This is a genomic window from Nocardia sp. NPDC049190, from assembly GCF_040648115.1.
In the GTDB taxonomy this organism is placed as follows: domain Bacteria; phylum Actinomycetota; class Actinomycetes; order Mycobacteriales; family Mycobacteriaceae; genus Nocardia.
Window position 1 is genome coordinate 25,327 of sequence record NZ_JBEZDE010000028.1, and the last position, 24,936, is coordinate 50,262.

Consider the following 24,936-nt stretch of genomic DNA (forward strand, 5'->3'; position numbering starts at 1 on the left):
AAATGCATTGAGGTCAGGAGACACCGCGATGACGATCATCGCTCCCGCGTCGCAGCAGGAAACAGCGACCGACCCGCGAGATCCGCTCGGTCGACTCCAACGCCTCTTCGATCCCGGCACCACTGTTCCGCTACACCCGCGAGACAAGTCCGGTGTGCTCGCCGCCATCGGTGAGGTGGACGGTGTCCGTACTGTCGCCTACTGCTCGGACGCCACCGTCATGGGCGGCGCCATGGGCGTAACAGGTTGCCAGCACATCGTCGACGCCATCGACACCGCCATCGACTCCGGCGTCCCGGTGGTCGGGCTGTGGCACTCCGGGGGCGCTCGCCTCGCCGAGGGCGTCGAGGCTCTGCACGCGGTCGGTCTGGTCTTCGAGGCCATGGTCCGTGCGTCCGGCCTGGTTCCGCAGATCTCCGTGGTGCTCGGCTTCGCCGCCGGCGGCGCCGCGTACGGTCCCGCGCTGACCGATATCGTGATCATGGCTCCGGAAGGCCGCGTTTTCGTCACCGGTCCGGACGTGGTTCGCAGCGTGACCGGCGAGCAGGTCGATATGGTCACGCTCGGTGGCCCGCATACGCATGGCAAGAAGTCCGGCGTCACCCACATCGTTGCCGACGACGAGGCCGACGCGCTGCACCGGGCGCGGCGTCTGGTGTCGATGTTCGCCGAGCAGGGCACGTTCGACCTGGTCGCGGCCGCGCACGGCGACGTCGATCTGAAGGCGATGCTGCCCGAGTCGGCCAAGCGGGCCTACGACGTGAAGCCGATCATTCACGAACTGCTCGACAACGTCGACGGCGAGTCGTCGTTCGAGGAACTGCAAGGTCTGTATGCGCGCAGCATCGTCACCGGTCTCGGCCGGCTCGGTGGTCGCACCGTCGGCGTGCTCGCGAACAACCCGATCCGGCTCGGTGGTTGCCTGAACTCCGAAAGCGCCGAGAAGGCAGCGCGTTTCGTGCGGCTGTGCGACGCCTTCGGGATTCCGCTGATCGTCGTCACCGATGTGCCGGGCTATCTGCCCGGCGTCGGTCAGGAGTGGGAAGGCGTCGTGCGCCGCGGTGCGAAACTGCTGCATGCCTTCGCCGAGGCGCGCGTACCGCGGGTCACCCTGGTCACCCGCAAGATCTACGGTGGCGCCTACATCGCGATGAATGCCCGCTCACTGGGCGCGACCGCGGTTTACGCGTGGCCGGGCTCCGAGGTGGCCGTGATGGGCGCCAAGGCCGCGGTCGGCATCCTGCACAAAAAGGCACTCGCGGCTGCGCCGGAAGACGAGCGCGAAGCGCTGCACGAGCGGCTGACCGCCGAGCACGAGCGCATCGCGGGCGGCGTCGAGCGCGCGATCGCGATCGGCGTCGTCGATCAGGTCATCGACCCGGCCAAGACCCGCAGCATCCTCGCGGCGGCCCTGGCGGCGGCTCCGTCGCACAAGAGCCACCACAAGAACATCCCGCTCTGACTCAGGGCAGTGGGAGTCGGCCTCGGACGGTGTCCGGGGCCGATTCCGCGTTTCGCACCGACATCGCACAGTCGCCGGATTATCCGCACAGTGCGGCGCCCTCGCGTAGGTGCGGTGAGTCTTTCGACGGACGTGCGCGCGAAGTCGCCGATATACCGATGCGGTAGCGGGGACGCAACATCGGGGACACCGGTCGGATACCGGGGATTCGTAGGGTCGTCGCGTGACTTTGATGAGGAAATCCTCGATGGAAGTGCGCGACGAGGAGGCGTCGAAGGCGCCGTGGTATCGCTCGCTGTTCGTGCAGTTGCTGGTCGCCATCGTGGCGGGCATTGTGATCGGGGCGTGTTGGCCGGCGGTCGGCGCCGATCTCAAACCGCTGGCCGACGGGTTCATCCGGTTGATCAAGATGGTGATCGCACCGATCATCTTCTGCACGGTGGTGCTCGGGATCGCGCACGTCGGCGACATGCGGTCGGTGGGGCGGATCGGCGTGAAGGCGCTGATCTACTTCGAGGTGATCACCACCTTCGCGCTGCTGTTCGGGCTGTTGGTCGGCAATCTGGTCCAGCCGGGCGCCGGGTTCGACGTCGATGCGCAGACCCTGGCCGCCGGTGCGGACAAGATTGCGCAGAAGACCGGTAACGGGGAGTTGCCGCACGCCGTCGAGTTCGTGCTGAACATCATTCCGGCGTCGGTGATTTCCGCGTTCGCGGAGAACGCGCTGCTGCAGGTGCTGTTCTTCGCGGTGCTGTTCGGGCTGGCTCTCGCCAAATTCGGCGAGCAAGGACCGCCGGTGATCCTGGCGGCCGTCGACCACATCGGACGGATCTTCTTCACGATTATCGGATGGATCATGCGGTTGGCGCCGTTGGCCGCGTTCGGTGCGATGGCCTACATCGTCGGACAGTACGGGCTGTCGTCGCTGGGCAGTTACGGCACACTCATCGTCTGCTGCTATGGCGCGGCGCTGTTGTTCTTGCTCGTTCTCGCGGGGGTGGCGCGGATATTCGCCGGGGTGAACCTGTGGAAGTTCGTGCGGTACATCAAGGACGAGTTGTTTCTCGCGCTCGGCACCGCCTCCACCGAGGTGGTTCTGCCACGGATCATGATCAAGCTGACCGAGGCGGGCTGTTCGCGGGCGACCACGGGCCTGGTCGTCCCGACCGGCTACTCGTTCAACCTCGACGGTGCGACGCTGTACCTGTCCATCTGTGTGCTGTTCCTCGCCCAAGCGCTCGGCGTCGATCTGAGTCTGGGGGAGCAGATCACCGCGGTAGGAGTACTGATGCTGACCTCGAAAGGGATGGCGGGAGTACCCGGTTCGTCGTTCCTTGCGTTGTCGGCCACTATCAGCGCGATCGGGCACGGCTCCATCCCGGTGGCGGCGGTCGCGCTGCTGCTCGGCGCGGATCGCGTCATGGATTCGATGCGGGTCACGGTCAATCTGCTCGGCAACTGTGTCGCCACCTTCGTGGTCGCGGCATGGGAAGGACAGCTCGACACCGAGCGAATGCGCGCGGTGCTCGACGGCGAGGCGGTCGCGCCGCACCAGCAAGAGGAGCCGAGGGTGGCGAACGCGTAATCAGGCCGAGGCATCGCGAGACTCTCGCCGCTGTCATCCCGTGCGTTGTCGATACCCGGTGCTGGAATCGAACGTCGCGATCGGTGGCGACGCCACGACTGGTCAGGGACTGTACCTCCGCGTCGTCGCGATCAGCGAGCCCGGACAAGGCAGAATCCCAGGGTATGGCTTCCCAAGGGCCCGCCGCGCGGGACCGTAAACGGCACGGTAGGCATTACACGCCGCCCGCGCTGGCACGGTTCCTGGCCAGCAGGCTGCTGCAGCACGCGGCGCCGTCGGAATCCGGGGTCTTGCGTGTGCTCGATCCGGCTTGTGGTGCGGGTGAGCTGCTGTTCGCGTTGCACGCCGAGGTCGAGGCGCGGTCCGCCGGCACCCGTCTGGTCCTGACCGGCTATGACCTCGATGGCGACGCACTCGCTGTGGCACGGGAACGGGCCGGTGCGGCAGGGATTGTCGCCGATTGGCAGGGGGCCGACTTTCTCGCGGTCGAGGAGGGGCTCGGGGACGGTTCGTTCGACGCGGTGATCACCAACCCCCCATATGTGCGGACCCAGCAGTTGGGCGGATCGACCGCGCAGCTGCTGAGCCGGCGGTTCGGGTTGCGCGGGCGGATCGATCTGACGCACCCGTTTGTCGCGACGCTGCCCCGGTTGCTGGCGCCCGGGGGCGTGCTCGGACTGCTGTGTGCCAATAGATTTCTGACCACCAAGGCGGGCGCGAATATCCGGCGGCTTTTGCTGACCGAACTGGCGCCCGTCGAGCTGTACGACCTGGGTGACACGAAGCTGTTCGCCGCGGCCGTGCTGCCCGCGATCACCATCGCGCGTCGCGACAGCAACCGTGAGATCTGCCGCTACGTCTCCGCCTACGAGGTCAGCTCCGACGAAATCCCCGGTGAAAAGCGACTTTTCGACGCGCTCATCGAAGAACACGGCTCGTTGGTCCAGCACAACGAGCGCACCTTCGCCGTCGAGGTCGGCAGCTTGGCGACCGGGCAGCAGCTCCCGGATGCGACGACGCCCCGGCGGCGGTCCGTGGCAGGGACTCGCGCCGCCGACGTGTCCACCGCGGGCTCGGGCGCTGGGCTCGCGGCCGATCTCGCGCCGGAGCGCCCGGCGACGAACGAACCGGCACAACCACGGCGGAGGCCGACCGGCCTGGTGCTGGGTGCCCAATCCGACACCGCGTGGCGGATGTCGCACGATGCGGTCGACTCCTGGCTGGCTCAGGTCGACACCGCGACCTGGCGCAGTTTCGGGGAGGTCGCACGCATCCGGGTCGGCATCAAGACCACCGCCGACCGGGTGTTCATCTCCGACCGCTGGGCCGAGGTCGACCCGTGTCCAGAGCCCGAACTCCTGCTCGAGCTGATCACGCACCACGAGCTGGACCCGTGGCGGACCACCCGGCGCCGCGATCTCCGGGTGCTGTACCCCTATGACCTCACGCGTCCGCGCCGAGCCGCGATCGATCTCACCGACTTCCCAGGTGCCGCGGCGTATCTACAGGCTAACAAGGAGACCCTCGCCGCCCGTCGCTATGTCACCGCGAGCGGGCGGGAATGGTTCGAGATCTGGGTTCCGCAGCGGCCGCATCTGTGGCGTGAGCCGAAGCTGGTTTTTCCGGACATCAGTGATCGGCCCCGATTCGCGCTGGACTGTTCGGGTGCGGTGGTCAACGGTGACTGCTACTGGATCTCGCTACCCGATCTGGCCCGCGCTCCCGCGGAGGCGAGGAGGTTGGCGTATCTGCTGATGGGAGTGGCCAATTCAGCGCTCGGGCTGCGGTTCTACGACGCGGTCTGCGGCAACCGCCTGTACTCGGGCCGGCGGCGCTGGATCACCCAGTATGTGTCGCGGCTCCCGCTGCCCGACCCTTCGGCTGCCCGGTCCGCGCACGTCATCGAGCTAGCCCGTGAGTTGGTGGATGGCCGGGTGCCCGACGCCGAGGCCCGGGCCGAGCTGGATGAGCGCGTGGCGGCGGCGTTCGGCGTCCGGCTAGGCGCTCACCCGGACGCCGACCATCGGCAGCAGGGTGCGGCGGGCGAATTCCCGCGCGGCGTCGTGGTCGTTGACCGGGATGAGGCCGTCGGGTGTGAGGGCGAGCGAGAGTGCGAGCCGGGCCATGATCTCGGCGACCAGATCGGCGTCGAATTCGTGCGTGCCTCCGGTTTCCCGTAGCTCGCGCAGCTTCTCGGCAAGATAGCCCCGGCCCACGGCGAGGATCGGTCCCGCCTCGGTCGTGAGCCGTGGCAGGATCAGGTCGGGCTCGGTCCGCAGCAGCCTGCACAGCAGTTCATTGCGCGCGATGGCGCTGATGAAGGCGACGAAGATCTCGACGAGCTGATCGTCGGAGTCGGAGACCGTCCGTACCTGTTTGTCGATGGCGGCGACGAAGCGCTGCGCCTCCCGTACGCTCACCGCCTCGACGAGATCGTTTTTCGACTCGTACCGTCGGTACAGAGTGGCCGGGCTGATGCCTGCGCGGCGGGCGATCTCGCCCATGCTGGTCCGCTTGATGCCGAAGTCCAGGAACGCCGAGAGCGCGCTCTCCAGCAGTTTCTCCCCGTCGGTGACCGGTTTCTCCAGGATGCGCTGCAGCATGGGCGGGGCGGTGGCCATCGGGTCTCCAGTGGGTACGGCGCGGACACCGGGCGGGTGGCCCGCGGAAGCGGCATCGCGACGGTGCGGACGGGGATGTTCATTATCCCATCGAGATACGGCGATGCGGTCGGGCATGCCGGAACCTGCGACTCGACGGTAGGCGCACCCGCTGCTCGAGCCCGCGGATCGCACAACACCGCCGATGCCGAAATCAGTTCCGGTCGAGTGCTTCTAGGGCAGCGGGACCGCGCAACCACACCGCCGAGCCGGTCGTCGCCGGTGCGTTCACCGGGCTGGCCACCCACCGCGGCGAGGTGTGGCTCCGGTCGAGATCGTGAACTCGGTGCAGGGCGCCGAGGATCAGCAGGTGCGGATCCGCGTATCGGCGGGACCTGCCATGGTCACCGTGGCACATGGCGTCCGTGGTGTCGACATCACTGGCGAGGCAGATCCAGCTCGGCCATTTCCTTCTCGATCGCATTCGCGGCGAAATCGACTCCGCTGGAACGTAATTCATGAACCCTGCGCTGGAGTGCCTCGACTCCTCCGGGTTGGGCCGCGATGTCGGCCACGCTGAGCCGGCCCCTCGACCGGTATGCACCCGACTGCACGTACGACACCGTGATACCTCCTGCCTACATGCCCACCCGCCCACGACCGGTGGGTTCACCACTGCGCTACAAGCCGCCACAAGCGCCTCGGCAGGAGACCCCCGGGTTACCGGGCACGCTGGCTGAATGTTATCAGCGATTCCGGTCTAACAATTGGCCGATGTGTCTTGTATCACACCTCATTTGCGGTGCGGTAATCGGCCGAATTGTGTAAATAGGCAGTCGCATTCGGGCGAATGCGATCTTGCTCCACCACGTACGGTTTCGCGGCACACGTTATCGGGCACACTTGCGGGTGGTGCGCCGGGTGGAAACCCGCGCCGCCCGCTGCTCAACGCGTCGGCCGGCATCGTGCCGACGCTCTGGCGGCTGCTCCGCCTGGAACCGCCGCACCTCTGCCGACCAGCGCTTCGTCGCCGGTTGTCCCCCTGCGCAGGATCGTGGTGTCCCACGGGCACTCTGCTATCGATGGTGAGTGAGAAGCTCGAGTCGATCTGCGGCACACAGCAAGTACCGGATATCGGGCGGGCGCCGACCTCGGTTGCCGCCAGGTCGGCGTGCCGTACCGCGTCCCGATCCACGCTCGCTCGATGGCGAGGTGCGCATGGCCGATCACCACGGCGTTCGACGCGCTGTACGCGCACTCCCCGATCTTCGGCGAATACTTGCCCCGAATCCACCGGGGTGCACATCGCTGCCATGGGCAGCGCGGCCAGCCTCGGGCAATGGCCATGCACCCCGGTACATCGCATGCTCGTCCAGGTAGGCAACATGCCGAGAATGTCGTGCGAAGAGTCGCCTTCGGGTGGCCGGTGTGCCCGATCGGCGCGTCGGTTCTGGCGGTGGCCGAGACGTCGGGCCACGATGACGATATGAGGATCGGAGTGCCCCGGGAGCTCAAGGAGCAAGAGTTCCGGGTAGCCCTGACTCCGGCCGGCGCGGGGGAACTGACCGGACACGGACACGAGGTAGTGGTACAGGTCGGTGCAGGCGCCGGGTCGGGCTTCGGCGACGACGCCTACGCTGCGGTGGGCGCGCGACTGGTCGCAGGCGCCGACCAGGTGTGGGAAGCCGATCTGGTGTTGAAGGTGAAAGAGCCGGTCGCCGCGGAGTACCCGCACATGCGTCGCGGGCAGGTGCTGTTCACCTTCCTGCATCTGGCCGCCGACCGGGAGTGCACCGATGCCGTCCTACGCTCGGGGATCACGGCCATCGCCTACGAAACGGTGCGTACCGCCGACGGCGGGTTACCCCTGCTCGCGCCGATGAGCGAGGTCGCGGGCAAGCTCGGCGCCCAAGTCGGCGCGTATCACCTGATGGCGCCGCTCGGCGGGGCCGGACTGTTGCTCGGCGGCGTTCCCGGGGTGCGTCCGGCCGACGTGGTCGTGCTCGGCGGCGGGGTCGCGGGCTCCGCCGCGGCCGCGGTCGCCGCGGGCATGGGCGCCCACGTCCGCGTGCTCGATGTCGACCTGCGGCGGCTGCGCGCACTCGACGCCCGGTTCAACGGACGGGTGACCACTCTCGCGTCGAACGCTGTCGAGATCCGGCGCGCGGTGTTGTCCGCCGACCTGGTCATCGGGTCGGTGCTGGTCCCCGGCGCGCGTGCGCCGGAACTGGTCTCCGACGAACTCGTCGCGAGCGGGCGCCCCGGCTCGGTGTTCATCGACATCTCCATCGACCAGGGCGGGTGCTTCGCCGCCTCGCACCCGACGACGCACGCGAATCCTACTTTCCGCGTGGCGAATTCCCTGTTCTACTGTGTCGCGAACATGCCGGGCGCGGTGCCGCACACCGCAACGGTCGCGCTCACCAACGCCACGCTGCCGTACGCCCGCGCGATCGCCGACGTCGGCTGGAAGGCCGCCTGCGCTGCCGACCTCGACCTCGCCCATGGACTCACTGCGGACGCCGGGCGGCTCGTGTCGGTCGAAGTGGCCGCCGCGCACGGGTACGCGGCACCGCGACCGGTGGGCATCGCGGGCTGATCGGCGGCGCGGTAGACCGCTGGTCGCAGGTGCGCCGGGTGTCCGCGGCTACGCCTGGTCGGCGCTGCCCTCGTTCATGTACCAGTCGGGCTGACCGCTCATCGGTAGGTCGTGCAACTTGTCCGGGTTACGGACCACGTCGATCGCGACGATGCGGCCGTCGTCGACGGTGAAGGAGAAAACGCCGACGTGTGTTCCGTCGAACACGACCAATCCCGGCTGTCCATTGACCAGCACCGCGCGGCCCCAGGCGCCCGCCGCGGACGGGGCGTGGAACCACCCCATCAGCAGCTTGGCCACCAGTTCGGCGCCGTAGGCGGGCTGTCGGATCGCGGGCACCTTGCCGCCGCCGTCCGCGGTGAGGCTGACGTCGGCGTCGAGCACACCGAGCAGGGCGCTCAGATCGCCGGAACGCCAGGCCAGCGCGAAGGCCGACACCACCTTCTCCTGCTCGTCGGGTGAGGCGGGGAAGCGCGGGGTGCCGTCCTCGACGCGCTTGCGGGCTCGGGAGGCGAGCTGGCGCACGGCCGCCGGAGTGCGGCCGACCACGTCGGCGACCTCGGGGCCGGACATCCCGAACACGTCCTGCAGCACGAACGCCGTGCGTTCGGCAGGCGACAGCGATTCCAGGACGACCAACAGAGCAGTGGTGACCCGCTCGTCCTGGGTGATCCGATCGGCCGGATCGTCCCAGCTGGTCACCTCGGGCTCGGGCAACCACTCGCCGACGTACTGTTCCCGGCGCATCCGGGCCGAGCCGAGCTGGTCGAGCGCGATCCGACCGGTCACCGTGGACAGCCATGCGCGCAGGTTATCGATCTCGTTCGCGGCGCCCGCCTCGTGCTGGCGCTGCAGCCGCAGCCACGCCTCCTGCACCACGTCGTCGGCGTCGGTGAGGCTACCCAGCGTGCTGTAGGCCAGCCTGCGCAGGTACGGCCGGTGTTCCTCGAACCGACGGGCCAGCTGGGCCTGGTCGAGGGGCTCCGAGGTGGAGGGCTGTTGGAAAGTCACTACTGTTCGCCGTTCGGTCGTTCGGCTCCCTTGTTTTTCAGTGTAGAAATGTCTTCTCCGGTCGACGATGCGGGGTCCAGGAGCGTGGTGTATCAGGTCCCCTCCGCTACCTCCGACTGTGGTGTGCGTTCGGCAGGGGCCGTTCGCACACCGCCGAACCGTGCGTTCCGCCCGTCGGACCCACCCGATAATCTCGCCGGGTGCAGAAGGGGACCTCTACCGCAGTCGGATTGCTGCTCGGATTCGCCGTGGACCGGGTGCTCGGCGATCCGCGGCGCCGGCATCCCGTCGCCGGATTCGGCTCGGCGGCGGCCGCGCTCGAGTCGGTGACCTACGCCGACCGGCGCACCGCGGGGCTCGTGCACGAAGCGGTCGCCGTGGGCGCGATGGTCGGACTCGCCATGGTGTCGCGGCGGGGCGGGATGCCGGCCACCGCGGTCGTGACCTGGATCGTTCTCGGTGGCCGCAGCCTCGTGCGGGTCGGTCACGCACTGGCCGATCGGCTGGAATCCGGCGATGTGGACGGCGCTCGCGCCCTGCTGCCCTCGCTGTGCGGGCGCGACCCCGAGGTGCTCGACGCGGACGGGCTGGCGCGCGCCGCGGTGGAGTCCATCGCCGAGAACACGTCCGACGCGACCGTCGCGCCACTGGTCTGGGGCGCGGTGGCGGGCATTCCCGGTCTGGTCGGGTATCGCGCGATCAACACCCTCGACGCCATGATCGGTTACCGGAACGAGCGCTATCTTCGTTTCGGCTGGGCCGCCGCCCGCACCGACGACCTGGCCAATCTGATTCCGGCCCGGCTCACCGGCCTGCTCACGGCCTTGCTTGCCCCGCTGGTCGGTGGTCGGCCCGCCGCAGCACTACGTGTCTGGCTCCGCGATGCGGCCGCGCATCCCAGCCCCAACGCGGGGGTGGTCGAAGCATCGATGGCGGGCGCGCTCGGTGTCCGGCTCGGCGGGCGCACCCACTACCGGCACGGCACCGAACTCCGACCGGTCCTCGGTGACGGGCCGGCTCCTACGGTCGGTGACCTGCGGCGGGCGGTCCGGATGTCCGAAGCTGTGCAGCTGGCCGCCGCCCTGCTCCTCGCCGCTGTCGCTGCCGGCAGGCGTTGACCCGCGTCGTGCACGCTCAGTGGCGGCCGCGGCCATAGCGGTCGGCCAGCCGCGCTTCGGGTGTGGGCGCGGCGGGCACGGTCGCCGGTACTGCGGCGGCCGGAGCCGCCGGCGCGGGAGTCGGTGCGGCACCGGCTTTCTCCTTCCGCCGTTCTCGGATCTCGGCGTACACGAAATAGCCGAGGCCGAGCGGCGCCATGATGCCGAAGGCCAGCCATTGCAGGCCGTAGGACAGGTACGGGCCTGCGTCGAGTTGCGGGAGCGGAGTCGGCGTGAAGGCGCCCGGCTGGTTGTCGCCCAGTTGGAGATAGCCGCCGCGTTCACCGGTCGGTATGGCGGTGAGTGCCTGTCCGAGGACTGTCGACTCCTGGGCGGTATCGATGGAATACACCTGCCGGTAGCCGTCCTGGACGCTCGGGTCTTTGCCGGGCGTCACGCCTTCGGACATCCGGACGCGCGCTTCGATGCGTTGCGGCCCGGCGGGCGGTGCGGGAATCGGTGGTGGGCGGGACCCGTCCACCGCGCCGACCAGACCCCGATCGATGAGCAACACGCGCCCGTCATCCAGCCGGAACAGCGCGAGCACACCGTAACCGGGTGCACCGTCGAGATGGCGTAGTCGCACCAGCACCGTCGATTCCGGCAGGTAACTCCCGGCGGCGGTGACCCGCCGCCATTCCGTGTGGGAGTCGGTGGGGGTGTCGCCGAGTACCGTCGTGACGTCCACCGGATGTGCCCGCACCGAATCGGCGATCAACTGGTTGCGGTGTGAGGTTGCCGTGTTCTTGCCGAGCTGCCATGGCGCGAGCACGGTAAAGCACAGGTAGGCGAACGCGGCGACCAGCACCGCCAGAATGAGCCAGCTGGGGCGCAGCAGGAAGGCGAGTCTGCGCATCACATTCGTCCGTCCGAGGCGGGTCCCGGGTCGGGCGGTGGGGTGAACGCAGGCGGTGGGGTGACCGCGGCCAGTTCGGCGCGTACCCACTCGAGTAGGCCGGGGATCGCCGCTTCGATCTGGCTGCGCACCAGGTCGAAGTCCGCCTCGTCGCCGTAGTAGGGGTCGGCCACGTTCCGGCCGTCGGCGTCCGGGTCGAAGGTGCGCAGCAGTCGCAACCGCGCCCGTGGCACGCCCAGACGGGACAGTTCCCGCTCGTGCGAACTGTCCAGCGCGATGACCAGATCGGCGTCGTGGTGCTCGGCGCCGAAGACGGCGGCCACGTGTCCGGTGGGGTAGCCGTATTTGCGCAGCGTCGCGTCGGTGCGTGGGTCGGCGGAGTCGCCGACATGCCACGCCCCGGTGCCCGCGCTGCTCACCTGCACCTGGTCGGCCAGTCCGGTCCGGTGCAGATGCGCTGCGAAGATCTTTTCCGCCATCGGGGAACGGCAGATATTGCCGGTACAGACGAACGACACGTGCAGCTGACCCACGACTGCCATTCTGGCCGGTCCGGCGCCCGGCTCGCCACGTAGGGTGTGATCCCGTGCCCGAGGACAGCGCCGATCGCGCGAGACTGCGCCACCACGGCGACGTGGATGCGCACCCGGGCATGCTCGATTTCGCGGTGAATGTCCAAGGCGCAGCGCCGCCGGAGTGGCTGCGACAGCGCTTGGCCGCCCGGCTGGGCGCGCTCGGCCGGTATCCGAGCGCCGCGGACGCCGACCGGGCATGCCGTGCCGTCGCGGCCCGCCACGGCCGCGCTCGCGACGAAGTGCTGCTGCTGGCGGGCGCCGCGGAAGGTTTCGCGATGCTGCCCCGCCTCGGATCGCGGCTGGCCGCGGTGCTGCATCCGTCGTTCACCGAGCCCGAACTCGCACTGCGCGATGCGGGTGTCCCGGTGACCAGGGTGATGCTGGCACCGCCTTACCTGCTCGACCCCGCCGCGGTGCCCGCGCAGGCCGATCTGGTCGTGCTCGGCAATCCGACCAACCCGACGTCGGTGCTGCACCCGGCCGACACGATCCGTGCGCTGCGCAGGCCAGGGCGCACCATCGTGGTGGACGAAGCCTTCGCCGACGCGGTCGCGGGCGAACCGGAATCCCTCGCCGCCGACCGCTCACCCGATCTGCTCGTGCTGCGCAGCCTCACCAAGACCTGGGCCCTCGCGGGTCTGCGCTGCGGCTATTTTCTCGGTGACTCCGCGCTCTTGGCACGGCTCGAGCGCGGGCGGGCCCATTGGCCGCTGGGCACCCTGCAACTGGAGGCGATCGCCGCGACCGCCGACCGAACGGCCGTCGCCGAGGCCGAACGGCGTGCCGAGACACTTGCCGTGGCACGTGTCGCGATGATCGAGCGACTGACCGAGCTGGGTGTGCAGGTGTATACCCCGGCGGAGGGCCCGTTCCTCCTGCTGCGCGTCGCGGACGGCGAACTGTTGCGCAAGCGCCTCGCCGACCGGGGAATCGCGGTCCGCCGCGCCGACACGTTCCCTGGGCTCGGCCCGGATCATCTGCGGGTCGCGGTTCGCGGCGCCGCGGAAGTCGATCGGCTGGTTGCGGCGATCAGGTCAGCAGGTGTGGGGTGACCGCCCGACATCGACTACGCGTTGTTCGTGACTCCGGCGGCCGCACCAGCGCTGTTCGCGATCGAATATGCCGGAATGCGGCGGCGGAGCCGCAACGGGCAGATCCGGTTTCTCCCCGGTGACCGCGGCCGGCGGTGCCTAACGAAATCCAGGGGCAGTGCATGAACGAAGCGAAGGAAGGTGGACGGATGACCACACTCGCGGATCTCACCGCGGTGCTCGATACGGCTTACCCGCCGAAGCTGGCGGAGTCCTGGGATTCGGTCGGCCTGGTCTGTGGTGATCCCGCCGACGAGCTGACCCGGGTTCTGTTCGCGGTCGATGCCACCGCCGCGGTTGTCGACGAGGCGATCGACTGGCATGCCCAGGCATTGGTGGTCCATCACCCGCTGCTGTTGCGCGGTGTCGACACCGTCGCGGTGAACACGCCGAAAGGCGCGCTACTGCACCGGCTCATCCGTGCCGGCTGCGCCCTGTTCACCGCGCACACCAACGCCGACTCGGCCGATCCCGGCGTCTCCGACGCGCTCGCGGCGGCCATCGGCCTCACCGTCACCGGGCCGCTGGATGCCAAACCGGAATCCGCGGTGGACAACTGGGTGTTCCAGGTGCCGCGCACGCACACCGACGCGGTGCTGGCCGCGCTGTTCGCGGCCGGCGCCGGCGGCAGTGGGGACTATCGCGACTGTGCGCTGCGGATGCCCGCGACGAGCCAATTCCGTCCGGTGGCCGCGGCGAATCCGATGCGGGGCGTCCTCGGCGAACTCGAGCACGTCGAGGAGGAACGCGTCGAGGTGCTCGCCCCGTCCGCGGCGCGCTCGGTGGTGGCGGCCGCACTGCGTGCCGCCCATCCCTACGAGGACCCGGCCTACCAGGTCAGCGAACGCGCACCGCTGCCTTCGTCGTTGGGCATCGGCCGGGTCGGCACCCTGCCGGAGCCGGAGTCGTTGCGCACCTTCACCGATCGCGTGGCTGCCGCGCTGCCGGCCACTGTCTCGGGCGTGCGGGCCGCGGGTGACCCCGCCCGTATAGTCTACACGGTCGCGGTCTGCGGCGGGGCGGGCGACTCGTATCTGTCCGCGGCGACACGTCTCGGTGTCGACGCCTATGTCACCGCCGACCTGCGCCACCATCCGGTCGACGAACACCTGCGCAGGGGCGGACCCGCCCTCGTCGACGCCGCCCACTGGGCCACCGAATTCCCCTGGTGCGCACAGGCGGAGTCGGTGGTTCGGACCGCATTGCCCGACCTGGACACCCGAGTGTCGACGGTGCGCACGGACCCGTGGACGGTGCGAGCCTCCGGCTGACCGCCGCGCCGATATCGAATGCCGTTGTCCCGGTGTCGGAATGGCATCGGGCTCGGCGTGTCGGGGCGTGTCTACGCGGGACCGGAAGGCCGCGGACGATTCGCGTGGATGGCGTGGCTCGGGCGGGGTACAACTACCCCATGAACTTCCCGGTCGATGTCGGGCTCGTACAGATCGGGCTGATCCTGCTGTTGCTCGTCGGTGTCGCGTTGATCGTCTCCGGTCTGCTCATGGCGCGGCGAACCGGGTGGCGGGCGCTGGTCGCGCGGGGCGGGAGCGGCCTGGTTCTGCTGCTGGTCGCGGCGGTGTTGCTGTGGGTGGCGACGCTGATGCAGACGTATCTCGGGTTGACCGGGGAGATCAAGGCGGCGCACGTGGTCGCGAAACAGGTCGCCGGGCAGGAGCACCAGCTCGACGTGGACCTCACTCTCTACGGCGACGACCGTCATGCCGAACAGCGCACGACCTATCGGGTCGAGGGCGACATGTGGATGCTGCAAGCGGGCATCGTGGAGCTGGAGCCCTGGGTGAACGCCCTCGGCTTCCACTCCGGCTACCAGATCAGCCGCCTGTACGGCCAGCGCCTGGACGGTGTCGCGACCACCCAGCACCACATCTTTCTCAACGGTGGCGACCAGGACTTCTTCGCCGACATGCGCGAGGGCCGCTGGTGGACTCAACCGTTCGTGCGCTCCGCCTACGGTAATGCGGTGATCGCGGTACCCGGCGAATACGATGTCTACGTCTCCAGAGACGCCATCAAAACCCGTACGGTCGGCGGCTAGCGCCAGGCAACAAGCTCGGCGGGGTACGGTTGGACACCAACCGTCCACCGCGTCCAGGAGTTTGTCTGCGTTGAATGTCGAACCCCCGATTCAGGCCAAGCTGTTGCAGCTCGCCGCCGTCGACGCCGAGCTGACGCGGATCGCGCACCGTCGCACCGTGCTGCCCGAGCAGCAGGAGGTGGCCAGGCTGGAAGCCGAGCGCAACGCGCACAAAGATGCCGCGGTGGCCGTCGAGATCGTGCTCGACGACCTCGATCGCGATATCCGCAAGCTCGAGGGCGAGGTCGAAGCGGTGCGCAAACGCGAGGACCGCGACAAGGGAATGCTCACCGCCGGATCGGTGAACGCCAAGCAGCTCACCGAGATCCAGCACGAACTGGGCAGCCTGGAGCGCCGCCGTTCGGTGCTCGAGGACGAACTGCTCGACGTGATGGAGCGCAAGGAGGCTTCGGTCGCCGACCACGAGCACGCGGGCGCCAGGCTGAGCAAGACGGAAGCGGATCTGGCCGACGCGCAACGACAGCGCGACGAGGCGCTCGCGGATCTGGCTGTGGCGCAGGGCCGCTGCGACGTCGACCGATTGGGCCTGATCGCTCTGTTCCCAGCCGATTTGCTCGCGGTGTACGACCGTCAGCGTGCGCAGCACGGCGTCGGTGCCGCGCTGTTGCAGGCGCGCCGTTGCGGCGCGTGCCGTATCGAACTCGACCGTGGCGAAATCGCCCGGATCGCCAAGACGGCGTCCGAGGTCGTCGTCCGCTGCCCGGAGTGCGGGGCGATTCTGGTCCGGACCAAGGAATCGGGGCTGTGAGTTCGTCGGTGCCCGGCCCCGCCGAACAGAGGCGGCGGTGACCTCCTCGGTGGTCGTCGAGGCCGACGGCGGTTCACGCGGGAATCCCGGTCCCGCCGGGTACGGCGCGGTGGTCTACGACGCCGATCACGCCACAGTGCTGGCCGAACGCCGCGAGTTCCTCGGCGTCGCCACCAACAACGTCGCCGAATACCGTGGCTTGATCGCCGGATTGGAGGCGGCGGCGGAACTCGGCGCCGAATCCGTCGCGGTGCGAATGGATTCCAAGCTGGTCATCGAGCAGATGTCCGGACGGTGGAAGGTCAAGCATCCGGCCATGATTCCGCTTGCCGACCGCGCGCGCCGGCTGGTCGCCGGTTTTACCAGGGTGAGTTTCACCTGGATTCCCCGCGAACGGAACGCGCACGCCGATCGGCTGGCGAACGAAGCGATGGATGACGCCACCGTGGTGCAGGAGGTGCGCGCCGCCGAATCCCGCGAGCAGCGCGTATCCGCGACGGGGCCCGCCGATCCGGTTGTCGCGGTCGGCGCCGAGCGTGCGCTGCCGAGCTGGATCGACGAGGCCAGGGACGCGGACGCGGCGGCGAAGGCGGACCGGAGCGGACCCGGCTGGACCGGAGCCGCCGGCCGACCCACCCGTCTGTTGCTGCTGCGCCACGGCCAGACCGAGTTGTCGCTGCAGCGTCGCTACTCGGGCCGCGGTAACCCGCCGCTCACGTCACTCGGTCGTGCGCAAGCTGCTCGCGCCGCGAAAATGCTTGCCGTCAAGGGAGGTATCGCCGCTGTTGTCAGCTCCCCGCTCGGCCGTGCCAGGGAGACCGCCGACGCCGCGGCCGCCGCGCTGGACGTGCCGGTCAAGGTGCTCGACGGCCTGACCGAGACCGACTTCGGCGCCTGGGAGGGGCTGACCTTTCTCGAGGCCGCGCAGCGCGACCCGCAACTGCATGCCCGCTGGCTCGGTGATCCCGCGATCTCGGCGCCTGGCGGTGAGAGTTTCGACCAGGTCCGAGAGCGGGTGGAGGCGGTCCGTCGCGATCTGATCGGGCTGTATCCCGGCGCGAACGTCGTGGTGGTCAGCCACGTGACCCCGATCAAGACGATGCTGCAACTGGCGCTGGGCGTCGGCCCGTCGATGCTGTATCGATTGCATCTGGATCTGGCGTCACTGTCGATAGCGGAGTTCTATCCCGATGGCGAATCGTCGGTTCGTCTGGTGAACGACACGTCCTACCTGTGACGTCGTTGGCGCGCGGGCGCACCGGCGAATACGCGGTAGGTCGGCTAATTGCGCTATGCGGCAATATATTTGGGTAGAAGACTGCGGCATGTGGCGATTCCCGCTTCGACGCTGCCCTGTGCGGCGAAGAGCGGTAGGCTTCCGGGCGGTCAGGCACAGATGTCCACCCTGCCTGGTCGGGTTGCCTATGGGCCCTCGATCGGGCTGTTCCAGGTGACGATGGTTCGCACGGTGTCGTTCGAGGTCGCCGCCGCGGCGGGAAGCGCCCATGCCGTCGAATAGTTCTATGAGAGTGCAGGTTCGATGAGTAGTCCGGTCAAGGTTGTCGTTCTCGGGGCGGGGATCGGAGGACTTACCACCGCGGCCGCCCTGCGAAACGCGGGTTTCGCCGTCGAACTTTACGAGGCGGGCGCCGACTTGCGCGCTCCGGCACTCGGTGTTTCGGTGCAGGCAAACGGAATCAACGCCTTGCGCACGCTCGGTCTCGGTATCGAGGACGAACTGCTCGAACGTGGCGCTCGGGTACAGTCGTTTCGCCTCTGTAATCCGGACGGCAGCCCGATCAGGGTGGTTCCGGTGCACCGGCTCGACGCCCGGCTCGGCGCGCCCGCCGTGGCGCTGCACCGGGCCGATCTGCATGATGTCCTGCTGCGCGCGGTCGCGGACACTCCGACTTTCGTTGACGCGCAAGCTACCCGGTTCGTCGATGACGGCGACCATGTGCGTGTCGAGTTCGCCGACGGCCGCATCGCCGAGGGCGACCTGCTCGTCGGCGCGGACGGTCTGCACTCGACAGTACGCACCCAGTTGCACGGCCGCGCCGAGCCGAGGCCGGGCAACTACGTGTGCTGGCTGGCCTGCGTTCCGTTCGAGCATCGCAACGTTCCGCGTGGCCTGTCGGCCCACTTCTGGGGAACCGGAATGCGTTTCGGTCTCCACGACATCGGCCACGGCCGCGTGTACTGGTGGGGCACCGGACCCGCCGGCCGGGCCGCGACCTGGCAAGGCGGCAAGGAAGAACTGCTGCGTCGGTACGCCCATTGGGCGCCGGAGGTGCGTGCCTGCCTCGAGCGGACCGAGGAGTCCGCGATTGTGGCAGTGCCGGCCCAGGACCGCCCACCGCTCGCGCAGTGGGGCCGGGGCCGGGTGACCCTGCTCGGCGACGCCGCGCATCCGATGCTGCCCAGCCTCGGCCAAGGGGCCAACGCCGCCATCGAGGACGCGGTGGTGCTTGCCGATGTGCTCCGCAGATCGCTGGATCCCGTTGCGAGTCTGCGTCGTTACGAGCGACTACGGGCCGACCGCACCGCCATGGTCGTCAACGCCTCCGCCGCGCTCGCCAAGCTCGAGCAAACCACCAGCCCACGCCTGGTGCAGGTACGCGACAGCTACTTGCGGCACGCGCCCACCGAATTCTTCCTGCGCGAGCTCGCCAAGCCGATGTCGTTCCCCGCGCTGGGCGGCCCGACCGCGCAGCTGCCGCGCACGCTGACACCGGTAGAGCGTTGGCATTGGATCGCCGACCAGCTGGCGCCGCTGCACATCGTGTCGCGGGTGCGGATCCGCGGGCACGTCGACGCCGAGCAGATCAGGGCGGGACTGGACGAAGTCCAGCAACGTCATCCGTTGCTCCGGGTCGCGGTGGCCACCGAACCCGACGGCACCGTACCGCGCTTCGTGCCGGTCGAGGCGTCCATCCCGTTGCGTGTGGTCGAATCCGAGGACAGCACGACCTGGCTGACCGAGGTCGACGACGTCGAGTTACGCGTGCCGTTCGACTGGCGGGCCGGGCCGCTGGCCAGGGCCGTGCTGATCAAAGACGCGGACGGCACCAACGAGTTGATCATCACGCTGCACTACGCCATCGCCGACGGCGAGAGCGCGCTGACCGTGGCGAAGCAGGTACTGCAGGCGGCCGCCGGGGAAACGGGCGACATCCCGCCTGCGCCGGTGCGGCCCGGCCCCGAAGAACTGTTCCCGTCCCGTTTCCACGGAACCGGCGGCGCCGTGCGCACCGCAGGCTCATTTCTGCGCGACCAGAAGTCGCAGTTGCGCAGGCCGCGCAGACTGGAGCCCACCGCGCTGGCGCCACCCGCGCAGCGCCGCAGCCGAGTGATCCATCGCAGTCTCGACGCCGACCGACTCGAGGCGCTCACCGCGGGCTGTGCGCGCCACGGCGTCGGATTGCCGGCCACCCTTTCCGCGGCGCTGCTGATGGCGGCGGCCAGGGAGGCGGGCACCGCCAAGGCGACCTGGTACACCGTCGGTAGTTCGGTCAACTTCCGTGACCATCTCGACGGGGCCGCGGCCGACACCGAGGTCGGCAGCTACCAGGGCATGGTCCCCACCCCGGCGAAGTACGCGCCGTGGGCCTCGCTCTGGGAGATCGCCGCCGAGATCGAGCGCCAGTACGACGCACGAACGCAGCGCCGCGATCATCTCTCCGCGCTGAATCTGCTGAAGGTGGCCGCGCCGAAGTCGGTGGCCACCAGCGCGTCCACGGTCGAACTCATGGACACCCGCGGTCCCGGCCATCTCGGTATGGCCTACCTCGGCGCTTATTCCTTCCCCGACAAACTCGGTTCCTGGCGGCTGGAAGAAGCCCAGTTCGTCTCCGGCATGTCGGTGAGCGGTTTCGTCATGGCCACCGCCAATACGACGCACAACCAGCTGTCTTTCAATGTCGGCTACGTCGAGCCGGCGGTATCGCGCAAGCGTGCCGAACGTCTCGCCGACGAGAGTGTGCGCGCCCTGCTGTCGGCAGGTTGATCGCTGAATCGCCACACCACAGTTTCTGGCTTCGTCCTTGGGAGCGGAGCTGGGGACGGTGGCGGGAATACACGGCGTGGAACGCGGTGGTGTCACCTGGTTTCGATGTGGGTGGCGCCAGAGGCGCGGGGGACCGGGGTCAGCGGACCTCTGGTCGGCGATCCGCGGCGGGAATCGAGAGGCAACGGTGCCTCTGTGGCTCGGTTTGCCGGTGCCCGCGCCGGGTAATCGCCAGGCGCGACAAGCGGCGGTACCTGCCAGCACTCTCAGTCTGTCGACGCCGCGCCAGCCGAGCGTGACTCACCCGTCCAGGGGCATCCACCCGGCACGCCGCCGAGGACAGGAGACAGTGATGAACGAGCATAAGCCCCCGGGTCCGGAAACCGACGGATACCGGGAGGTCACGGACGCCGTGCGCGGCGAAGCGCCCGACACCGAACATCGGGCCGAGGACGCTGCCGCCCACGTGCGGCGTGCAGCCGAGAGCAAGGCCGCCGACGTGTGCCGCTCAGCCGCACCGCCGAGCCGGGAGGACGAGGGGAAAGCGGTCCCCGAACGACGTGGGGGGCAGAACCAGGAGGCTGCGCACAAAGCCGCCGAGTCGATTCGCCGAGCCGCCGAGCGCGCCGACCTTGACCAGGCGAACGTCGCCACCGCGGGCGAGCGCGGTGCCGCCGGACCTCCCGAACCCATCGCCCACCCCGCACGCACGCTCCTGGATATGGTCCGTAACCAGCCGCTGCTTGCCACCGCGCCTGCCGCGATCCTCACCTTCGTCGTCTGGCGGGCATTCCGCAGGCGGTGAAGGGCGGCCCGCGCGGACGACGGTTCGCCACGGCAGCCCATCGCGAACCGTCGTGGGGCCTGTGCCCCGCTACGTCCACGGCCGCGAGCCCAGGCTCGCAGGGAACGACGGGCACGGCTCGATCAGCCGGCCGGGTCGGCTCCGTGGCATCTCAGGGTCGTAGCACCGACACGAGGAATTCGGTCTGGTCGTAGACGGCCTTCTCGAAGACGTCATCGAAGTAGATATCGAAATGCCCGGCCGGATAACGCTTCACGATCGCGTGCTTGGTCCGTTCGGCGGCCCGCAGTGCCGATTTCACCGGGGCGACGGAGTCGTTGTCGCACAGCACGTACAGCACCGGCATCTTCAGTGCTTTGGCGCGGCGGCCGGGGGTGTCGAGCAGTGCGGAGAATGCCACGCGCGCAGCCACTTTCGGCTCGTATGTCGCACTCTCCTCGACCAGCCTACGGTAGCCCTCCGGCACGTCGGGCGCGCTCATCAGCGCCGCCGCCCAGCGACGGCCGGCCAGCTGGATGCCGATGGGTTTGCGTCGGAGCGTCCCGAGCAGCAGATCGGTCGCGGCGATCGCGGCGACCTTCGTCAGGCTGATCGGTCCCTTCGCCAGCGCCGAGGCTATGCCGCTGGTGAAGGGGGCCTGTGCGACCACGGCCGCGATGTAGGCGTCGTCCGGCGCCACCGACAGCACATGCCCGCCGCCGAAAGAAGTTCCCCACAACGCGATTCGGGTCGCGTCGATGCCGCGAACGGTACGGGCGAACGCGATCGCGGCATGCCAGTCCGCGCGCTGGCGCGCGATGTTCAGCAGTTGGCGCGGCGTGCCCTGGCTGGCGCCGAAGTGCCGATAGTCGAATATCAGGACCGCGATTCCCGCGGCGACGAAGCGTCGCGCGTAGCGGTCCAGCCCCATTTCCCGATTGGCCCCCAGGCCGTGTCCCATCACCACGAGCGGGCGGGGTTTGGGTGCACCGTCCGGATGATAGAGCCACGCGGCGCACTGCTCGCTTCCCGAGGGGAAGCCGACCTCGACACGTTCCATGGCCGATAACCGTACCTAGTATCCTGTCGGAGCGGACGAGTTGGTCGGGCGACCGCGACGTCGGGAACGGGCACACCTGTGCCGCTGCCCGGTGTCGAGGAAAGTCCGGACTCCACAGAGCAGGGCGGTTGCTAACGGCAACCCGGGGTGACCCGCGGGACAGTGCCACAGAAAACAGACCGCCCATGGCCTTTCGGGGCTGTGCGGTGAGGGTGAAACGGTGCGGTAAGAGCGCACCAGCGCCCCGGGTGACCGGGGCGGCTAGGTAAACCCCGCCCGGAGCAAGGTCGAAGGTCGCATCGCTCGCGGTGCGGCTGCGCAGGTGTTCGAGGGCTGCTCGCCCGAGCCTGCGGGTGGACCGCTCGAGGCACCCGGCGACGGTGTGTCCAGATGGATGGTCGCCCCCCGGTGCGAACCGGGGACAGGATCCGGCTTAGAGACCAACTCGTCCGCCCCTGCCGGGCCATGGAATCCCGGTGGGATACACCGGCCATCGGCCGCCTGGGGCACCGCGTGCGATATCGCATGTGCCGGGCGTCCAGGCGCCGATGATCCGGCGGCTCCACGAGGTCGAGAAGGCCGCCGGTGAAACAGCGGGTGTGTCACGATCGGCGACATGCCGACGTCTCCGACCGCAGTTTCTGCTCAGCACATCAGCTTGGCCATCTGATAAATCGCCCTGGCTTCCTCGGTGCTGGGCTTGGTGTTGCCGCCCGCGCGCACCGTGATGCTCTCGACCACGTCGTCTTCGGACTTGCCCGCTGTGAGGTCCGTGCACGACTCGGACAGGATGCTCGCGATCTTCGCGTCGTTCTTGCCTTCGGCGAGCTTCGGGAATGCTCCCCGGAAGCTGACGACGAATGCCCCCGACTTCACGTTGTCCACCGCCGGGGCGCTCTGCGCGGCCGCGGAGGTGGTCGCGGCGGCACTCGACGCGGTGGTCGTGCTTGCCGTTTCGTTCCCGCAACCGGTGAGTAGCAGGGCGAAGAGGCTGGCGATGGCCGCTGACGCGGCGGTAGTTCTGCTCACGAAGCGGGATGCTAGCGGTCCCGGACGAAGGTCGCCTCCCGTCCGGTGGACGGGAGGCGACCAGGTAGCGGAAAAAGAGCCGTGCGGTCAGGTCGGGTTGATCATGAAGACCTGCGCCCAGTACGCGGCCTGTTCCGGGCCGAGCAGAGGCAACAGGTAATCGAACAGAATCGATGACATCGGTGTGAGCTCCCAATTGTCGACGTACAGGACATTTCGGAATGCGCGGGCGAATGCGACGCCCGTCACCGCGGGCCACGTTAGCAGCCGCGCGGAGATGTGTCGCCGCACGAGATTTTCGCCGTGCCGATTGGTGCGGAACTGGCCTTCATCGTGATCGACGTCATAAAGTAGTCGCCGTTGGTACGGCCCGTTGCCGGGCAGCAGCGGGCCATTCATATTCCGATCGCGGGAAAGCAGGTTTCAACTCATATGCGAGTAGTTCGCTCATTGGTCGCCGGTGCATTGGTCGCCGGGGCCGCTTCGGTTTTCGCCGTGCTCGGCGCGGGTTCCGCCGGTGCGGTCGCGGTGACCCCGCTGCCGGGTGGGGTCCAGGTGGACCTCAGCCCTGCCGATACGGTCTGGGTGCATCAGACCCACTTCGGCCAGACCCTCGCCGGTCTGCCGCATCCGTCCGCCGCCTCCTTCGGTCAGGCGCTGGATGCTGCGGCCCAGGTGTCGTCCTCGGTTCCCGGCGGCCGGGTCACCTTCACCGTCTACGGGCCGGTCGATCAGTTGAACGGCTCCATGCTGGCGCTGCAGTAGGACCGGCGCTCGAGCGTGGAACTCCGCCAACGGATCGTCTCGGCGCCGGTCGATTTCGGCGCTATCCGTGCGGAGTTCGGCCTGGCCTCGGCGTACCCCGCCGAGGCCACCGCGGAGGCCCGCGGCGCGATCGACGCGTTCGCGGGTGACCGGGTCGATCGCACGGATATCCCATTCGTGACGATCGACCCGCCCGGGGCCATGGATCTGGACCAGGCCCTACATCTCGAACGGACCCCTACCGGTTTCCGCGTGCACTACGCTATCGCCGACGTCGGGGCCGTGATCACCCCGGACGGCGCGCTCGCCAAGGAGTCCGGAACCAGGGGACAGACTCTCTATCTCCCCGACGGCACCGTGCCGTTGCATCCGCACGTGCTGGCGGAAGGGTCCGCGAGCCTGCTGCCCGAGCAGACCCGTCCGGCGGCGCTGTGGTCCATCGAACTCGATGAACAGGCCGAACCGCAGCGGTTCTCGGTGGTCCGGGCCCTGGTGCGCTCCCGCGTCCGGCTCGACTACGCCGGTGTGCAGGCCGACGCCGACGCCGGTCGGCTACATCCCTCGATCGCGGCCCTGCCGGAATTCGGTACGCGGCGCATCGCGGCGGGACTGGCGCGCGGCGCGATCGAACTGAGGCTTCCCGCACAGAGCATCGTGCGCGACGACACGGCCGACGGTCACTGGCGGCTGGTCGCGGAACCGCGCACCGCGGTCGACGACTGGAACGAGCAGGTCTCGCTGCTGACCGGTCTGTGCGCGGCGCGGATCATGCTGGACGGGGGCACGCAGAGCGAGCAGCGGGTCGCACTGCTGCGTACTATGCCGCCTCCGGCCGAATCGGCTATCGAGTCGATGCGGCGCACCGCGCATGCACTGGGAGTTGCCTGGCCCGCCGAGGAGGCGGTCGGCCGGATGCTGGCGCGGTTGAACCCGAACACCCCCGCGACGTTGGTGTTGATGTCCGAGGCTACGAGCCTGCTGCGCGGCACGTCCTACACCGTGGTCGATGGCGCCGCCGGGGAGCCGCCCGCGGCGGAGACGCTGCGGCACAGTGCGATCGGCGCGCCGTACGCCCATGTCACCGCCCCGCTGCGGCGACTGGCCGACCGGTTCGCGACCGAGATCTGTCTGGCCAGGTGCGCCGGAACCGAGGTGCCGCGGTGGGTGCGGCGCGGATTGGCGGACGCCGTCGACACCATGCGCCGCAGTGACGGCGTCGCGGGCAAACTGGAGCGCGCCTGCATCGATCTGACCGAATCGACATTGCTGGCGCCGCGTACCGGCACGGAATTCGACGCCGTGGTCGTGCGCGAGGCCAATGGCAATCGGCCCGCCGAGATCATCATCGCCGACCCGCCGGTGCTCGCGCCGTGCGAAGGCGAACCGCCGGAGGGGGCAGCGGTGCGAGTGACACTGACGTCGGCCGACCCGACTAGCCGGAAGGTGATGTTCGCTTATACCGCGTGAACTCGCCCGGAGCAGATACGCGGTA

General features: G+C 68.9%; 22 protein-coding genes, 1 other RNA gene and 1 pseudogene. 16 read left to right on the forward strand and 8 right to left on the reverse strand.

The window, feature by feature from the left end; translation table 11 throughout:
- Positions 1-28: 28 nt before the first annotated feature.
- The 3 genes and pseudogenes from AB0B25_RS22800 to AB0B25_RS22810 all read left to right on the forward strand — a co-directional run.
- Complete coding sequence (locus AB0B25_RS22800; RefSeq protein ID WP_357182857.1) at positions 29-1,462, forward strand: carboxyl transferase domain-containing protein; 1,434 nt, start codon at positions 29-31, stop codon at positions 1,460-1,462.
- Between the two features lie 232 nt (positions 1,463-1,694).
- Positions 1,695-3,047 (forward strand): C4-dicarboxylate transporter DctA, encoded by a 1,353-nt coding sequence (gene dctA, locus AB0B25_RS22805; RefSeq protein ID WP_357182996.1) that lies wholly within the window; start codon positions 1,695-1,697, stop codon positions 3,045-3,047.
- Between the two features lie 164 nt (positions 3,048-3,211).
- Positions 3,212-3,739 (forward strand): annotated as a pseudogene (locus tag AB0B25_RS22810) (N-6 DNA methylase); the annotation flags it as partial.
- Between the two features lie 1,305 nt (positions 3,740-5,044).
- On the opposite strand, the gene AB0B25_RS22815 reads toward AB0B25_RS22810, so the two are convergent.
- A complete protein-coding gene (locus tag AB0B25_RS22815) occupies positions 5,045-5,785 on the reverse strand; it encodes a TetR/AcrR family transcriptional regulator (protein WP_357182860.1) in 741 nt (246 codons plus the stop codon).
- Positions 5,786-6,084: 299 nt separating this feature from the next.
- Entirely contained in the window at positions 6,085-6,270 is a 186-nt protein-coding gene (locus tag AB0B25_RS22820) for a hypothetical protein (RefSeq protein ID WP_357182861.1), read from the reverse strand.
- 863 nt (positions 6,271-7,133) lie between these two features.
- On the opposite strand from AB0B25_RS22820, the gene ald reads away from it, so the two are divergent.
- Positions 7,134-8,246: an alanine dehydrogenase gene (gene ald / locus AB0B25_RS22825; RefSeq protein WP_357182863.1), complete on the forward strand. Its 1,113-nt coding sequence runs from the start codon at positions 7,134-7,136 to the stop codon at positions 8,244-8,246.
- A 48-nt stretch (positions 8,247-8,294) separates the two neighbouring features.
- On the opposite strand, the gene sigJ is transcribed toward ald, so the two are convergent.
- Positions 8,295-9,257, reverse strand: coding sequence for an RNA polymerase sigma factor SigJ (gene sigJ / locus AB0B25_RS22830; RefSeq protein WP_357182866.1), 963 nt, complete (start codon positions 9,255-9,257; stop codon positions 8,295-8,297).
- Between the two features lie 200 nt (positions 9,258-9,457).
- Here sigJ and AB0B25_RS22835 point away from each other — a divergent pair, with 200 nt between their 5' ends.
- Positions 9,458-10,375: a cobalamin biosynthesis protein gene (locus AB0B25_RS22835; RefSeq protein WP_357182868.1), complete on the forward strand. Its 918-nt coding sequence runs from the start codon at positions 9,458-9,460 to the stop codon at positions 10,373-10,375.
- A gap of 16 nt (positions 10,376-10,391) precedes the next feature.
- On the opposite strand, the gene AB0B25_RS22840 is transcribed toward AB0B25_RS22835, so the two are convergent.
- Positions 10,392-11,270: an SURF1 family cytochrome oxidase biogenesis protein gene (locus tag AB0B25_RS22840; RefSeq protein WP_357182870.1), complete on the reverse strand. Its 879-nt coding sequence runs from the start codon at positions 11,268-11,270 to the stop codon at positions 10,392-10,394.
- Positions 11,270-11,812, reverse strand: coding sequence for a low molecular weight protein-tyrosine-phosphatase (locus AB0B25_RS22845; RefSeq protein WP_357182873.1), 543 nt, complete (start codon positions 11,810-11,812; stop codon positions 11,270-11,272). Before AB0B25_RS22845 ends, AB0B25_RS22840 begins: the two co-directional genes overlap by 1 nt.
- Positions 11,813-11,856: 44 nt before the next feature.
- Here AB0B25_RS22845 and cobC point away from each other — a divergent pair, with 44 nt between their 5' ends.
- The 8 genes from cobC (at position 11,857) to AB0B25_RS22885 (ending at position 20,611) form a co-directional block, all read left to right on the forward strand.
- On the forward strand, positions 11,857-12,897 hold the full coding sequence (gene cobC, locus AB0B25_RS22850; RefSeq protein ID WP_357182875.1) for an Rv2231c family pyridoxal phosphate-dependent protein CobC: 1,041 nt from the start codon (positions 11,857-11,859) through the stop codon (positions 12,895-12,897).
- A 188-nt stretch (positions 12,898-13,085) separates the two neighbouring features.
- Entirely contained in the window at positions 13,086-14,207 is a 1,122-nt protein-coding gene (locus AB0B25_RS22855; protein WP_357182877.1) for a Nif3-like dinuclear metal center hexameric protein, read from the forward strand.
- 140 nt (positions 14,208-14,347) lie between these two features.
- Positions 14,348-14,992, forward strand: a complete 645-nt coding sequence (locus AB0B25_RS22860) for a hypothetical protein (protein ID WP_357182880.1) — start codon at positions 14,348-14,350, stop codon at positions 14,990-14,992.
- Between the two features lie 70 nt (positions 14,993-15,062).
- Entirely contained in the window at positions 15,063-15,800 is a 738-nt protein-coding gene (locus tag AB0B25_RS22865; RefSeq protein WP_357182883.1) for a C4-type zinc ribbon domain-containing protein, read from the forward strand.
- A 37-nt stretch (positions 15,801-15,837) separates the two neighbouring features.
- Positions 15,838-17,037 carry a bifunctional RNase H/acid phosphatase gene (locus AB0B25_RS22870; protein ID WP_357182886.1) on the forward strand — a complete coding sequence of 400 codons (1,200 nt, stop codon included), beginning with the start codon at positions 15,838-15,840 and terminating at the stop codon, positions 17,035-17,037.
- Between the two features lie 90 nt (positions 17,038-17,127).
- Positions 17,128-17,319: a hypothetical protein gene (locus tag AB0B25_RS22875; protein ID WP_357182889.1), complete on the forward strand. Its 192-nt coding sequence runs from the start codon at positions 17,128-17,130 to the stop codon at positions 17,317-17,319.
- Between the two features lie 21 nt (positions 17,320-17,340).
- Entirely contained in the window at positions 17,341-19,806 is a 2,466-nt protein-coding gene (locus AB0B25_RS22880) for an FAD-dependent monooxygenase (protein WP_357182892.1), read from the forward strand.
- A 352-nt stretch (positions 19,807-20,158) separates the two neighbouring features.
- Positions 20,159-20,611, forward strand: a complete 453-nt coding sequence (locus AB0B25_RS22885; protein WP_357182895.1) for a hypothetical protein — start codon at positions 20,159-20,161, stop codon at positions 20,609-20,611.
- Between the two features lie 151 nt (positions 20,612-20,762).
- Here the strand turns inward: AB0B25_RS22885 and AB0B25_RS22890 are convergent, their stop codons facing one another.
- Positions 20,763-21,650 (reverse strand): alpha/beta fold hydrolase, encoded by an 888-nt coding sequence (locus tag AB0B25_RS22890; RefSeq protein WP_357182898.1) that lies wholly within the window; start codon positions 21,648-21,650, stop codon positions 20,763-20,765.
- A 36-nt stretch (positions 21,651-21,686) separates the two neighbouring features.
- On the opposite strand from AB0B25_RS22890, the gene rnpB reads away from it, so the two are divergent.
- Positions 21,687-22,102, forward strand: an RNA gene (gene rnpB, locus AB0B25_RS22895) — RNase P RNA component class A.
- A gap of 193 nt (positions 22,103-22,295) precedes the next feature.
- On the opposite strand, the gene AB0B25_RS22900 is transcribed toward rnpB, so the two are convergent.
- Positions 22,296-22,679, reverse strand: a complete 384-nt coding sequence (locus AB0B25_RS22900; RefSeq protein WP_357182901.1) for a hypothetical protein — start codon at positions 22,677-22,679, stop codon at positions 22,296-22,298.
- Positions 22,680-22,766: 87 nt separating this feature from the next.
- The gene (locus tag AB0B25_RS22905) at positions 22,767-23,078 is read right to left on the reverse strand and encodes a hypothetical protein (protein WP_357182904.1); all 312 of its coding nucleotides are present in this window, start codon (positions 23,076-23,078) and stop codon (positions 22,767-22,769) included.
- Positions 23,079-23,111: 33 nt separating this feature from the next.
- Between AB0B25_RS22905 and AB0B25_RS22910 the strand changes: the two genes are divergently transcribed.
- Entirely contained in the window at positions 23,112-23,444 is a 333-nt protein-coding gene (locus tag AB0B25_RS22910; protein ID WP_357076227.1) for a hypothetical protein, read from the forward strand.
- 15 nt (positions 23,445-23,459) lie between these two features.
- Entirely contained in the window at positions 23,460-24,911 is a 1,452-nt protein-coding gene (locus tag AB0B25_RS22915) for an RNB domain-containing ribonuclease (RefSeq protein WP_357182907.1), read from the forward strand.
- The last annotated feature ends 25 nt before the right edge of the window (positions 24,912-24,936 follow it).